Genomic DNA, 12,733 nt, shown 5'->3' with positions numbered 1-12,733 from the left:
TTACACCGTCACGCGACCGGCCCGCTCGCGCACGAAGGCCACGAAGCGCGCCAGCGCCGGGTGCGCCGCCTGCGCGGGCCACACGAGGCTGGTCTCGCACACCGGCAGCGTCACGCGGCGGCGCCCCACGCCCTTGAACTCGTGGACCTGCCGGTAGACCACGCCCGCGCGCCGGAACTGCATCACGCTGTGCGGCACCCAGGCCACGCCGATGCCGCCCGACACGAGGTTGACGATGGTCTGCATCTGGATCGCCTCCTGCGCCACCTGCGGCGTCCGGCCGGCCGCGTGGTAGAGGTCGAAGATCGCGTCGTGCAGCGAGGGCACGATGCGGCGCGGAAAGATCACCAGCGGCTCGTCCAGCACCTCGGCCAGCGGCACGGGCCGCGCCTCGGCCAGCCGGTGCTGGGCGGGCAGCGCGAGCACCAGCGGCTCCACCTCGACCGGCAGGCAGGCCAGCCCCGGCGGCGCGGCGCCCGGCGAATGCAGCATCAGACCGGCGTCGATCTCGCCGCGCGCGAAGGCTTCGAGCTGCACGTCGCCGGTGGCTTCGACCAGTTCGAGCGCCACCTCGGGGCACAGCACGCGGAACTCGCGCACCCAGGCCGGCAGCTGTTCGAAACCGACGGTCGAGACAAAAGCGATGCGTACCCGCCCCACCTGCCCCGCCGCCGCCGCACGCGCCCGCGCCGGCAGCGCCTGGGCGCGCGCCAGCAGCTCGCGCACGTCGGGCAGCAGCGCCTCGCCGGCCGGCGTGAGCGCCACGCGGCGGCGCGTGCGGTCGAACAGCACCACGCCCAGCGTTTTCTCGAGCTGGGCAATGGCCTGCGTGACCGGCGGCTGCGTCATGTGCAGGCGCTGGGCGGCACGGCCGAAGTGCAGTTCTTCGGCCACGGCCACGAACTGGCGCCAGGCGCGCAGGTCGATGAGGGCTTCATTCATATGCCAAGCATATCAATCCACGCTTCAAATTGGATTGGAACCAATCAATCAGAAGTCCGATACTTGGCGCTCCCCCCTCACGATCTCCCCACGACAGAAGAGACACCATGGACACCAAGACCATCCAGATCAATCGCCGCAGCGCGAACATCACCGAAGGCAAGAGCCGCGCCCCCAACCGCTCGATGTTCTACGCCATGGGCTACGAGGAAGGCGACTTCAAGAAGCCGATGGTCGGCGTCGCCAACGGCCATAGCACCATCACGCCCTGCAACTCGGGCCTGCAGAAGCTGGCCGACGCGGCCATCGCGGGCATCGAAGAAGCCGGCGGCAACGCGCAGGTGTTCGGCACGCCCACCATCTCCGACGGCATGGCGATGGGCACCGAAGGCATGAAGTACTCGCTGGTGAGCCGCGAGGTCATTTCCGACTGCATCGAGACCTGCGTCGGCGGCCAGTGGATGGACGGCGTGCTGGTGGTCGGCGGCTGCGACAAGAACATGCCCGGCGGCCTCATGGGCATGCTGCGCGCCAACGTGCCCGCCATCTACGTCTACGGCGGCACCATCCTGCCGGGCCGCTACAAGGGCCAGGACCTGAACATCGTGAGCGTGTTCGAAGCCGTGGGCCAGAACGCTGCCGGCAACATGAGCGACGAAGACCTGCACGAGATCGAAAAGCGCGCCATTCCCGGCACCGGCTCCTGCGGCGGCATGTACACGGCCAACACGATGTCGAGCGCGTTCGAGGCATTGGGCATCTCGCTGCCCTACTCGTCGACCATGGCGAACCCGCACGACGAAAAGGCCAACTCGGCCAAGGAATCGGCCAAGGTGCTGATCGAGGCGATCAAGAAGGACCTGAAGCCGCGCGACATCGTGACCAAGAAGGCCATCGAGAACGCCGTGGCAGTCATCATGGCCACCGGCGGTTCGACCAACGCGGTGCTGCACTTCCTGGCGATTGCGCACGCAGCCGGCGTGGAGTGGTCCATCGACGACTTCGAGCGCATGCGCAAGAAGGTGCCCGTGATCTGCGACCTGAAGCCCTCGGGCAAGTACCTCGCGGTCGACCTGCACCAGGCCGGCGGCATTCCGCAGGTCATGAAGGTGCTGCTGAAGGCCGGCCTGCTGCACGGCGACTGCATCACCATCAGCGGCCAGACCATCGAGGAAGTCCTGAAGGACGTGCCCGACGTTCCGCGCGCCGACCAGGACGTGATCCGCCCGATCGACAACCCGATGTACGAAGAAGGCCACCTGGCCATCCTGAAGGGCAACCTGTCGCCCGAAGGCGCCGTCGCCAAGATCACCGGCCTGAAGAACCCGGTCATCACCGGCCCGGCGCGCGTGTTCGACGACGAGCAGTCGGCGCTGCAGGCCATCCTGGCCGGCAAGATCGTCGCCGGCGACGTGATGGTGCTGCGCTACCTCGGCCCCAAGGGCGGCCCGGGCATGCCGGAAATGCTGGCCCCCACGGGTGCGCTGATCGGCGCGGGCCTGGGCGAAAGCGTCGGCCTCATCACCGACGGCCGCTTCTCGGGCGGCACTTGGGGCATGGTGGTCGGCCACGTCGCACCCGAAGCGGCGGCGGGCGGCACCATCGCGTTCGTCAACGAAGGCGACTCGATCACCATCGACGCGCACGAACTGAAGCTTGAACTCAACGTGCCCGAAGCCGAACTCGCCAAGCGCCGCGAAGGCTGGACGCCGCCGGCCCCGCGCTACACGCGCGGCGTGCAGGCCAAGTTCGCGTTCAATGCCTCGAGCGCGAGCTCGGGCGCGGTGCTCGACAAGTTCTAAGACGGCATCAGCCCATCATCCACGCGCCGTAGCCGAAGGCAGCAAAGCCCAGGCCGACGATCGCGAAGATGGCCCGGGCTTCGAAATCCATCGCCGGGGGAAAGCTCTGCACGACGAAGTGCAGCAGCGCCCCCGCGCCGATGGTGAGAAAACCCGCACCGAACTGCTTCATCGCACTGTCGTCGGGATAGAGAAACACCAGCGCGAAGCCGGCCAGGAACACCACGTTCGCCAGCACCGTGCCGCGCGTGCGCCATTTCTTCTGCGTGGGCGTCGGCTCGCGCACCGGCGCCGGCCGCCCCCTGCGGCCTTCCTTGAGCGCCATGCCGGTGAAGAACAGGCCGAACATCGTCGGAAAGCCGCCGAAGAGGCCGAGCCCCCAGACGATGCCCCACATGTTCTGGAAGTCGGCCACCAGTGCCTGGGCCGGGTCGGCGGTGCTGTAGCGCACCTCGACCGCATCGCCCCACTCCTTGTCCGACAGGCTGCCACCGAGCCCTTTGACGCGGCGCTTCTGCCCGTCGGCGGCGGTGTATTCGACGAGGGGCGCGCGCGTGATGGTGACGTAGCCCTTGCTGTCCTTGCTGCGCTCTTCCACGAACTCGACCAGGCTGCCCTGCGTGCTGACCGTGCCCGCGATCGACTGGTAGCGCTGCCAGCCCACCGTGACCGCGCCGTACAGGCCGGCGCAGCCGATCAGCAAGGCGCCAATGCCGGCGCCCCAGAAGAAGGTCTTGAAGCGCCCGACCAGCGCGCCGACGGCCGGCCCGACCAGCAGCGACAGCCCGAAGACGAGCAAGGCGTGGGTGGCGGCTTCGTCGTCCATGGCGCGCGTCCTGTCGGCATGCGGCGCGGGTGACGGAGCCGCGCGGTCAGCGGCGCGGGCGCTGCTGCCCGTTGCTGGTGCGCAGGCCCATGTTGGTCTTCTGGCGGTCGATGCGCGCCTGCTTGCGCCGCTCTTCGCGCTCGATGACCTTGCGCTTGGTATAGCCCGACGAATCGGCCCAGGCCCACCAGGCCAGCGCCAGCGCGAACGGGCTTAGCACGATCCACCAGCTCCAGCCGGCGACCATGCCCACTTCGAAATATTTGAGGGCTACACCGAGCAGGCCCAAGAGCAGAAACCACATCGCGAATACCCTCCGAGTTGGTCGGTATCGCCGCCGGTGCGTGTGCACCGCGCTACCTACAATCGCGTTGGATCGAATGTAACTCAGCCCTTACGAAAACAGTCCCCATGAAAAGAACGATGTTGATGGCAGCCCTGGGCCTCGGCCTCGCGGCGCCCGCCTTTGCCGACCTGGCCCTTGCCACGTCGAAGAACTGCATGAGCTGCCACGCGGTCGAACGCAAGGTGCTCGGGCCGTCGTTCAAGGACATCGCGGCCAAGTACAAGGACGACAAGGGCGCGGCCAACTCGCTGGCCACCAAGATCATCAAGGGCGGCTCCGGCGTGTGGGGCCCGGTGCCGATGCCGGCCAACAACCAGGTCAGCGAAGCCGATGCGAAGAAGCTCGCAGCCTGGGTGTTGTCGACGAAGTAACCGGCAGCAGCAAAACGAAGCGCGCGGCGGCGCGCCCGCTCAGATGCTCGGGTTGATGTCGCTGGGCACCGGACGGCGCTCGATGCGGTCCTCGAGCTGTCCGATGTGCGCCGCCACCGTGTTGTCGGTCTGGTCCGAACGCAGCTTGACCGCGCTTTCCAGCTGATCCATGCGCGCCAGCAGCGCCGTGTGCCGGTCGGCGTTGTGCGACATGTGCTGCTTCTCCTGCGCTTCCAGGAAGTTGCGCAGTTCGGTGAAGCGCGAGGCCTCGGCCTTGTCGGCGAGGTCGCGCTGGGTCTGCATTTCCTTCGTGTGGCGCTTGGTCTCCAGCAGCACCGAGCTGTGCAGGTACAGCACGTACACGAGGAAGAAGGCTGCGAGCACGGCCGTGAGCCCCAGCATGATCAGCCCCAGCGGCGCCGACACGCTCATGAAGCCCAGCCACACGTCGGTGGGTGCGGACAGCGTGCCCCAGTTCAGCGCGGCAAGCCCCGCGATGAGCAGCACGATGACAAAAAGAAAAGCGGATCTCACGCCCATGTGGCGCCTCCTTGCAAACAACCGATCACGATGACAAAAGCCGCGCGCCTGTCAGGGCACGCGGTGACGACATCGGTTTTACCTCAGCAAGGAGCCCGCTTTGGTGCACATGGCCGCACAAACGGCCATGTCCTACACCTCTGTACAGCGCGTTCGTGACAACTGTTCCGGATTGGCCGGATTCGGCCAATCCCGGGGGGTCAGTTCGTCTCGGACAGCTGATCGAGGATCGCCGGATTCTCCAGCGTCGAGGTGTCCTGCGTGATCGCCTCGCCCTTGGCGATGCTGCGCAGCAGGCGCCGCATGATCTTGCCGCTGCGCGTCTTGGGCAGGTTGTCGCCGAAGCGGATGTCCTTGGGCTTGGCGATGGGGCCGATTTCCTTGGCGACCCACGCACGCAGCTCGTTGGCGATCTGTTTGGCCTCTTCGCCGGTCGGGCGCGCACGCTTGAGCACGACGAAGGCGCACACGGCCTCGCCCGTCACGTCGTCGGGGCGGCCCACCACCGCGGCTTCAGCCACGAGGTCGGTCTTGGACACCAGCGCCGATTCGATTTCCATCGTGCCCAGGCGGTGGCCCGACACGTTGAGCACGTCGTCGATGCGGCCCGTGATGCGGAAGTAACCGCGGTCGGCGCTGCGCACCGCGCCGTCGCCGGCCAGGTAGATGGTGCCGCCCATCTCTTCGGGGAAGTAGCTCTTCTTGAAGCGCTCGGGGTCGTTCCAGATCGTGCGGATCATCGAGGGCCACGGGCGCTTGATGACCAGCATGCCGCCCGCGCCGTTGGGCAGGTCCTTGCCCGTCTCGTCGACGATGGCGGCCATGATGCCCGGCAGCGGCAAGGTGCACGAACCCGGCACCAGCGGCGTGGCGCCCGGCAGCGGCGTGATGACGTGGCCGCCCGTTTCGGTCTGCCAGAAGGTGTCGACGATCGGGCAGCGCTCGCCGCCGATGTTCCGGTGGTACCACATCCACGCTTCGGGATTGATCGGCTCGCCGACCGAACCGAGGATGCGCAGGCTGGTCAGGTCCCAGTTCTTCGGGTGCACCTTCTCGTCGCCTTCGGCCGCCTTGATGAGCGAGCGGATCGCGGTGGGCGCGGTGTAGAACACGCTGACCTTGTGCTTCTGGATCATTTCCCAGAAGCGCCCCGCGTGCGGGAAGGTCGGGATGCCTTCGAACACGACCTGCGTGGCGCCGGCCGCGAGCGGGCCGTAGGCGACGTAGGTGTGGCCGGTGATCCAGCCGATGTCGGCGGTGCACCAGAACATGTCTTCGGGACGGATGTCGAAGGTCCAGTCCATCGTGAGCTTGGCCCACAGCAGGTAGCCGCCGGTGGCGTGCTGCACGCCCTTGGGCTTGCCGGTGGAGCCCGAGGTGTAGAGGATGAACAGCGGGTGCTCGGCATTGACCGGCACGGGCGCGCACTCGGTGCTCTGCCCGGCCAGCGCTTCGGTGAAGGTCTTGTCGCGGCCCTCGACGCGGTTCCACGCGGTGGGCGTGCGCTCGTACACGAGCACGGTCTTGAGCGTGTCGCAGCCGCCCAGCGCAATGCCGTCGTCCACGATGGCCTTCAGCGGCAGTTCCTTGCCGCCGCGCAGCTGGTAGTTGGCGGTGATGACGGCCACGGCGCCCGCGTCGATGATGCGTTCCTGCAGCGCCTTGGCCGAGAAGCCGCCGAACACCACGCTGTGGGTGGCGCCGATGCGCGCGCAGGCCTGCATGGCGACCACGCCCTCGATGGTCATCGGCATGTAGATGATGACGCGGTCGCCCTTGTTGATGCCCTGCGCCTTGAGTGCGTTGGCGAACTGGCTCACGCGGGCCAGCAGTTCCTTGTAGGTGACGCGGGTGACGGCGCCGTCGTCGGCTTCGAAGACGATGGCGGTCTTGTTCTCGACGGGGGTGCCGATGTGCTTGTCCAGGCAGTTGGCGCTGGCGTTGAGTTCACCGTCGCCGAACCATTCGTAGAACGGCGCCTTCGATTCGTCCAGGGTGCGGGTGAAGGGCTTCGTCCACTGGAGGTTGTCCTTGGCCAGGCGGGTCCAGAAGCCTTCGAAGTCCTGTTCGGCTTCCTTGCACAGCGCCTCGTAGGCGGCCATGCCGGCAATGCGGGCGCCTTCGGTGGCGCGGGCGTCGGGCGGGAACACGCGGTTCTCGACCAGGACGGATTCAATGTTCTTCGATGCGCTGCTCATGCTCTTGTCTCCTGATTGAATGCGGCCGTAATGTCGGGGCACGCACTTACGGGCCACTGACGGGGTCGATGTTAGTTCGCAGGGTTATCACGAGTGCGTCACTGGGAGACCTCTAGAATCGCCCGACTTTTTACACCTGTCTTCTTACTTCCCATGTCCGCCCCCGATCCTTTCGACGCCCGGAACGCGCCCGTACCAGCACGCAGTTCCCCGCTGAAGCCACTGCCCCGGCTCATCTTCGCGAGCCGCTGGCTGCAGCTGCCGCTGTACCTGGGGCTGATCGTGGCGCAGGGGGTGTACGTGGTGCACTTCCTGGTCGAGCTGCTGCACCTGGTGGAAGCCGCCTTCGGCAACAAGGACGCGCTGCAGGCCCTGATCGCGAGCATCGGCTACAAGACCACCGCACCGGTCGGCTCGCTCAACGAGACGGTGATCATGCTGGTGGTGCTGGCGCTGATCGACGTGGTGATGATCTCCAACCTGCTGATCATGGTGATCGTGGGCGGCTACGAGACCTTCGTGAGCCGCATGGACCTCGAAGGCCACCAGGACCAGCCCGAGTGGCTGAGCCACGTGAACGCCTCGGTGCTCAAGGTGAAGCTGGCCACCGCCATCATCGGCATCAGCTCGATCCACCTGCTCAAGACCTTCATCAACGCGGACAACTACACCGACAAGGTGCTGATCGCGCAGACCGTGATCCACATCGCGTTCCTGTTCTCGGCCATGGCCATCGCCTACACCGACAAGCTGATGAACGAGGCCGCAGCCGCCAACGCCCATCACTAAGAAGGCGTGTCCCAGGCCGGCACTTCGGTGAAGCGCTCGGCCAGGAAATCGAGCAAGGTGCGCAGCGCAGACGGCATGTGTTTGCGCGAGGCGTACACCGCGTACACCCCCAGCGCCTGCGGCTCGTGATCGGGAAAGAGCGACACCAGCTCGCCCGATTGCAGCAACCCCGACGTCAGATAGGTGGGCAGCATCGCGATGCCCGCCCCGGCCCGCGCCAGCGCCATCAGGCTGGCCGCGTCGTTGGTCGAGAGGTTGCCGGCCACGGCCACCGAGACCGGCAGGCCGTCGGCCTTGCGGGTGAAGTTCCACAGGCTGCGGCCGAAATACGAGTGCGTGAGGCAGTTGCGCTGCGCCAGCTCTTCCACGCGCTGCGGCTGGCCGTGTGCCTTCAGGTAATCGGGCGTCGCACAGACCACCGAGCGGCACACCGACAGCCGGCGCGCGATGAGGTTCGGATCGATCTCGGACGACACGCGGATGGCGAGGTCGATGCGCTCGTCCACCAGGTTCACCGCGCGGTCGAGCAGCACCAGGTCGACCGCCACGCCCGGGTAGCGCCGCACGTAGTCGGCCACCGCGCCGGCCAGCTGCGCCTGCGCGAACGAGGTGCTGGCGGTGATGCGCAACTGCCCGCTCGGCGCCTCGGCGGGGTGGCGCACCGCCGCCTGCATGTCGCCCGCGAGTTCGAGCACCTGGCGGCAGCGCGGCAGCAGCTCTTCGCCCGCCGCCGTGAGGCTCAGGCGGCGCGTCGTGCGGTGCAGCAGACGCGCGCCGGTCCATTGCTCCAGTTCGGCCACGTAGCGCGTGACCACCGGGCGCGACAGGTCGAGCTTGTCGGCCGCGGCCGAAAGGCTGCCCGCGTCCACCACGGTCACGAACACCCGCATTGCGTTCAATCGGTCCATTCGAACGATTTTAGGAATAAAGAAGCGCGGAATTCGAGGTATTTCTTTCGAAACCAGAAACCTAAGATGCGGTTCATCCCCTTCCCAACTTTTGACTGGAGTCCCTCATGAGCCACATCGCCATCCTCGGCGCCACCGGACGTGCCGGCGGCCGCCTTCTCGAAGAAGCGCTGCGCCGCGGCCACACCGTGACGGCCATCGCCCGCCATGCAAGCGCCAAGCTGGCCGGCCGTGCCAACGTCAAGACCGTCGATGCCGACGCGCTCGACGCCGCCGCCCTCGAAAAGGCCGTGGCCGGCCATGACGCCGTGTTCAGCGCCGCGCATTTCGCCACCGTGCCGCCCGCGGCCGTCATCGAGCCCGTCAAGCGCGCGGGCGTGAAGCGCCTGCTGGTGGTCGGCGGCGCCGGCAGCCTGTTCGCAGCGCCCAGCCTGAAGGTGATCGACACGCCGAACTTCCCCGATGCCTACCGCGCCGAAGCCACGGCCGGCGGCGTGTTCCTGGACGCACTGCGCAGCGAGAAGGACCTCGACTGGACCTTCCTGTCGCCCTCCGCCGAATTCGTCGAAGGCGAGCGCACCGGCAAGTTCCGCCTCGGCAAGGACGACCTGCTGGTGAGCGCCGAAGGCCGCAGCTGGATCACGTTCGAGGACTACGCGATCGCGTTCATCGACGAACTCGAGAAGCCCGCACACTCGCGCCAGCGCTACACGATCGGCTACTGATCGACCGGCCGGCAACGAAAAAGGACCCTCGCGGGTCCTTTTTTCATGGGGCTGCGGAGCGGGAGCGGCTCAGCGACCGGTCATGTTCTCCGGCACCACCCACGCATCGAACTGCTCGGCCGTCAGGTGCCCCGACGCAATCGCCGCCTCGCGCAGGCTCGTGCCTTCCTTGTGCGCCTTCTTCGCGATGTAGGCCGACTTGTCGTAGCCGATGTGCGTGTTCAGCGCCGTCACCAGCATCAGCGAACGCTGCACCAGCTCGGTGATGCGTTCGCGGTTCGGCTCGATGCCCACGGCACAGTGATCGTTGAAGCTCACCATGCCGTCGGCCAGCAGGCGCACGCTCTGCAGGAAGTTGTGCGCCACCATCGGGCGGAACACGTTCAGCTCGAAGTTGCCCGAGGCGCCGCCGATGTTGATGGCGACGTCGTTGCCGAACACCTGCGCAGCCAGCATCGTCACGGCCTCGCTCTGGGTCGGGTTGACCTTGCCCGGCATGATCGACGAGCCCGGCTCGTTCTCGGGAATGCTCAGTTCGCCAATGCCGCTGCGCGGGCCGCTCGCGAGCCAGCGCACGTCGTTGGCGATCTTGTTCATGCTGGCGGCGAGCGTCTTGAGCGCGCCGTGGGCATGCACCAGCGCATCGACGCTGGCCATGGCTTCGAACTTGTTCGGCGCGGTCACGAACGGCAGGTTCGTGAGCTTCGCGAGTTCGGCCGCGACCTGCTCCGCATAGCCCTTGGGCGCATTGAGCCCGGTGCCGACGGCCGTGCCGCCCAGCGCCAGTTCGCACAGGTGCGGCAGCGCGGCGCGCACGTGCGCCTCGCCGTGCGCCAGCTGCGCGACGTAGCCCGAGAACTCCTGGCCCAGCGTGAGCGGCGTGGCGTCCTGCAGGTGGGTGCGGCCGATCTTCACGATGTCGGCGAAGTCTTCGGCCTTCTTCGCCAGCGTGCCGCGCAGCTTGGCGATGGCGGGCAGCAGCTTGTGCGTGATGGCTTCGACGGCCGCCACGTGCATGGCGGTGGGGAACACGTCGTTGCTCGACTGGCTGCGGTTCACGTCGTCGTTCGGGTGCACCAGGCGCCCCTCCCCGCGCTCGCCGCCGAGCAGTTCGCTGGCCCGGTTGGCCAGCACCTCGTTGACGTTCATGTTGCTCTGCGTGCCCGAGCCGGTCTGCCAGACCACGAGCGGGAACTCGCCCGGGTGCTTGCCGGCGATGACCTCGTCGGCCGCGGCCACGATGGCGTGGGTCTTCTTCTCGTCCTGCAGGCCCAGCGCGTGGTTGACCACGGCCGATGCGCGCTTGACCTGGGCCAGCGCCTTGATGATTTCGCGCGGCTGCTGCTCGCCGGAGATGTCGAAGTTCTGCAGCGAGCGCTGCGTCTGCGCGCCCCACAGCTTGTCGGCCGGCACGTCGATCGGGCCGAAGGTGTCGCGCTCGGCACGGGTCTTGGGAGAAGTCGTCATGAGAAAAATGGCTCCACAGTCTTGGATGGTTGCGCCCGCTCACCGGGCGCGGTGCCGAGTATGGTCTCAATAAGAATGGCTCGCATCTGACGAGGCCTTTCGCCCGGGTCCCACAGACACGATACGCCCGTGGGTTGACTCGCGTCATGCCAAAAAGTTATAATTAGCGGCTTCCGACGACCAACAAGTCATGTTGGTCACCCTTGCACTACTCGCGGATCTGCGAATCCCGTCGCGGTGCAAGGCCCTTCACGCCGGGCCCAGCCCGGCAAACCGGCCGGATCTTTTTTCCGGCCCCATTGCCACGTCACGCTCATCCAGGCGGCGCCCCTCGACCAGGCCCGTTGTCTGCGAATGAAGCATCCGGCGGGCACTGGCTTCGTCGCCAAGTCGTCTTCAGTGCCTGTCGGCAGCCCTCGGGGCTCGCCGGGCCATTGCATGCGCATGCGCAATCTTCATGCGCGCTGTCGGGCAGCTCCCTCATCGGGCTGATGGCGTGGCCGTTGCCGCCCTCCGGGGCGGTGCTGTGTCCACCCTTCACTCAAGGAGCCCCGGCATATGGCCAAAGGAATTCTCATCGACCATGTCTTCAAGGTGTTCGGCGACTCGCCCGAACAAGCCCTCGAGCTGGTCCGCCAAGGTTTTTCCAAGAAGGAAATCCTGGCGAAGACCGGCCAGTCGATCGGCGTGTTCGATGCCACCTTCGAGATCCAGGCCGGCGAGATCTTCGTGATCATGGGCCTGTCGGGTTCCGGCAAGTCGACGCTGGTGCGGCTGCTCAACCGGCTCATCGAGCCGACCGCCGGGCGCATCGTGATCGACGGCGCCGACATCAACGAGCACTCCGACAGCAAGCTGCGCGCGCTGCGCCGCAAGGACATCAGCATGGTGTTCCAGTCGTTCGCGCTGATGCCGCACATGACGGTGCGCGAGAACACCGCCTTCGGCCTGGAGCTGTCGGGCACGCGCAAGAAAGACCGCCTCGCACAGGCCGACCTCGCGCTCGCGCAGGTGGGCCTTTCGGGCTGGGGCGACAGCTACCCCGACGAGCTCTCGGGCGGCATGCAGCAGCGCGTGGGCCTGGCGCGCGCGCTGGCGTCCGACCCGTCGATCCTGCTGATGGACGAGGCCTTCTCGGCGCTCGACCCGATCATCCGCACCGAGATGCAGTCGGAGCTGCTGCGGCTGCAGCAGGTGCAGCGGCGCACCATCGTCTTCATCTCGCACGACCTGGACGAAGCCATGCGCATCGGCGACCGCATCGCGATCATGAAGGACGGCCACGTGATCCAGGTCGGCACGCCCGACGAGATTTTGCGCACCCCGGCCAACGACTACGTGCGCAGCTTCGTGCGCGGCGTGGACGCGGCGGCGGTGTTCAAGGCGGCCGACATCGCGCGCAAGTCGCTCACCGTGGTGTGCGAACACCCCGAGCGCGGCGCGCGCGCGGCGCTCAAGCTGCTCGAAGACCAGGACCGCGACTTCGCCTACGTGACCAGCCCGACCAAGCGCTTCCTGGGCGTGGTGTCGGCCGACACGCTGCGCGGTGCGCTCGACGGGCATTCGGGCCCGCTCGGCTTGCAGCACGCCTTCCTCGAGGACCTGCCGCGCATCGACGCCGAAGCCCCCGTGGCCGGCCTGATCGGCCAGCTCGCGCAGGCGCCGTGCGCACTGCCGGTCGTGGCCGGCGACGGCCGCTTCTGCGGCGCGATCAGCAAGACGACGCTGCTGCGCTTCCTCGACCGCGACACGCCGCCGATCGAACCCGTCTCGCCGCATGCCGCGCCCGCACTCGCCGCCGAGCCGCACTGAATTCACG

12 protein-coding genes are annotated in these 12,733 nt (G+C 67.2%); 5 read left to right on the top strand and 7 right to left on the bottom strand.

From position 1 onward, the window contains the following. A complete protein-coding gene (locus tag AC07YS_RS09870; protein ID WP_495267840.1) occupies positions 1-942 on the bottom strand; it encodes a LysR family transcriptional regulator in 942 nt (313 codons plus the stop codon). 107 nt (positions 943-1,049) lie between these two features. Between AC07YS_RS09870 and ilvD the strand changes: the two genes are divergently transcribed. Continuing rightward, entirely contained in the window at positions 1,050-2,744 is a 1,695-nt protein-coding gene (gene ilvD / locus AC07YS_RS09865) for a dihydroxy-acid dehydratase (protein ID WP_369632648.1), read from the top strand. A 7-nt stretch (positions 2,745-2,751) separates the two neighbouring features. Here the strand turns inward: ilvD and AC07YS_RS09860 are convergent, their stop codons facing one another. Both AC07YS_RS09860 and AC07YS_RS09855 read right to left on the bottom strand, forming a co-directional pair. Continuing rightward, a complete protein-coding gene (locus tag AC07YS_RS09860; RefSeq protein ID WP_495267839.1) occupies positions 2,752-3,570 on the bottom strand; it encodes a DUF3592 domain-containing protein in 819 nt (272 codons plus the stop codon). A gap of 46 nt (positions 3,571-3,616) precedes the next feature. Further along, positions 3,617-3,874, bottom strand: a complete 258-nt coding sequence (locus tag AC07YS_RS09855; RefSeq protein ID WP_062482640.1) for a TIGR04438 family Trp-rich protein — start codon at positions 3,872-3,874, stop codon at positions 3,617-3,619. 107 nt (positions 3,875-3,981) lie between these two features. Between AC07YS_RS09855 and AC07YS_RS09850 the strand changes: the two genes are divergently transcribed. Next, entirely contained in the window at positions 3,982-4,287 is a 306-nt protein-coding gene (locus tag AC07YS_RS09850; RefSeq protein WP_095745089.1) for a c-type cytochrome, read from the top strand. Between the two features lie 39 nt (positions 4,288-4,326). On the opposite strand, the gene AC07YS_RS09845 is transcribed toward AC07YS_RS09850, so the two are convergent. Together AC07YS_RS09845 and acs are read right to left on the bottom strand one after the other, a co-directional pair. Further along, the gene (locus AC07YS_RS09845; RefSeq protein ID WP_062482638.1) at positions 4,327-4,827 is read right to left on the bottom strand and encodes a hypothetical protein; all 501 of its coding nucleotides are present in this window, start codon (positions 4,825-4,827) and stop codon (positions 4,327-4,329) included. 200 nt (positions 4,828-5,027) lie between these two features. After that, positions 5,028-7,025 carry an acetate--CoA ligase gene (gene acs / locus AC07YS_RS09840; protein ID WP_495267838.1) on the bottom strand — a complete coding sequence of 666 codons (1,998 nt, stop codon included), beginning with the start codon at positions 7,023-7,025 and terminating at the stop codon, positions 5,028-5,030. A 153-nt stretch (positions 7,026-7,178) separates the two neighbouring features. On the opposite strand from acs, the gene AC07YS_RS09835 reads away from it, so the two are divergent. Then, positions 7,179-7,814, top strand: a complete 636-nt coding sequence (locus tag AC07YS_RS09835; RefSeq protein ID WP_095947778.1) for a YqhA family protein — start codon at positions 7,179-7,181, stop codon at positions 7,812-7,814. Here AC07YS_RS09835 and AC07YS_RS09830 read toward each other — a convergent pair. Then, a complete protein-coding gene (locus AC07YS_RS09830; protein WP_495267837.1) occupies positions 7,811-8,722 on the bottom strand; it encodes a LysR family transcriptional regulator in 912 nt (303 codons plus the stop codon). The two genes, AC07YS_RS09835 and AC07YS_RS09830, sit on opposite strands and share 4 nt — an antisense overlap. A 107-nt stretch (positions 8,723-8,829) precedes the next feature. Here AC07YS_RS09830 and AC07YS_RS09825 point away from each other — a divergent pair, with 107 nt between their 5' ends. Further along, positions 8,830-9,447 (top strand): NAD(P)-dependent oxidoreductase, encoded by a 618-nt coding sequence (locus tag AC07YS_RS09825; RefSeq protein ID WP_495267836.1) that lies wholly within the window; start codon positions 8,830-8,832, stop codon positions 9,445-9,447. A gap of 69 nt (positions 9,448-9,516) precedes the next feature. On the opposite strand, the gene fumC is transcribed toward AC07YS_RS09825, so the two are convergent. Beyond that, positions 9,517-10,914, bottom strand: a complete 1,398-nt coding sequence (fumC, locus tag AC07YS_RS09820) for a class II fumarate hydratase (RefSeq protein ID WP_095947781.1) — start codon at positions 10,912-10,914, stop codon at positions 9,517-9,519. A 558-nt stretch (positions 10,915-11,472) separates the two neighbouring features. Between fumC and proV the strand changes: the two genes are divergently transcribed. Beyond that, the gene (gene proV / locus AC07YS_RS09815) at positions 11,473-12,726 is read left to right on the top strand and encodes a glycine betaine/L-proline ABC transporter ATP-binding protein ProV (RefSeq protein WP_495267835.1); all 1,254 of its coding nucleotides are present in this window, start codon (positions 11,473-11,475) and stop codon (positions 12,724-12,726) included. The last annotated feature ends 7 nt before the right edge of the window (positions 12,727-12,733 follow it).

It is taken from the genome of Variovorax sp. GW458-11-26-14-LB1 (assembly GCF_059423965.1).
The sequence above is the reverse complement of the archived record's forward strand: the minus strand, read 5'-3'. Positions and strand labels throughout refer to the sequence as shown.

Coding starts and splice junctions, on each gene's coding strand:
- AC07YS_RS09870 (WP_495267840.1), bottom strand. CDS start 942: ATGAATGAAGCCCTCATCGACCTGCGCGCCTGGCGCCAGTTCGTGGCC.
- ilvD (WP_369632648.1), top strand. CDS start 1,050: ATGGACACCAAGACCATCCAGATCAATCGCCGCAGCGCGAACATCACC.
- AC07YS_RS09860 (WP_495267839.1), bottom strand. CDS start 3,570: ATGGACGACGAAGCCGCCACCCACGCCTTGCTCGTCTTCGGGCTGTCG.
- AC07YS_RS09855 (WP_062482640.1), bottom strand. CDS start 3,874: ATGTGGTTTCTGCTCTTGGGCCTGCTCGGTGTAGCCCTCAAATATTTC.
- AC07YS_RS09850 (WP_095745089.1), top strand. CDS start 3,982: ATGAAAAGAACGATGTTGATGGCAGCCCTGGGCCTCGGCCTCGCGGCG.
- AC07YS_RS09845 (WP_062482638.1), bottom strand. CDS start 4,827: ATGGGCGTGAGATCCGCTTTTCTTTTTGTCATCGTGCTGCTCATCGCG.
- acs (WP_495267838.1), bottom strand. CDS start 7,025: ATGAGCAGCGCATCGAAGAACATTGAATCCGTCCTGGTCGAGAACCGC.
- AC07YS_RS09835 (WP_095947778.1), top strand. CDS start 7,179: ATGTCCGCCCCCGATCCTTTCGACGCCCGGAACGCGCCCGTACCAGCA.
- AC07YS_RS09830 (WP_495267837.1), bottom strand. CDS start 8,722: ATGGACCGATTGAACGCAATGCGGGTGTTCGTGACCGTGGTGGACGCG.
- AC07YS_RS09825 (WP_495267836.1), top strand. CDS start 8,830: ATGAGCCACATCGCCATCCTCGGCGCCACCGGACGTGCCGGCGGCCGC.
- fumC (WP_095947781.1), bottom strand. CDS start 10,914: ATGACGACTTCTCCCAAGACCCGTGCCGAGCGCGACACCTTCGGCCCG.
- proV (WP_495267835.1), top strand. CDS start 11,473: ATGGCCAAAGGAATTCTCATCGACCATGTCTTCAAGGTGTTCGGCGAC.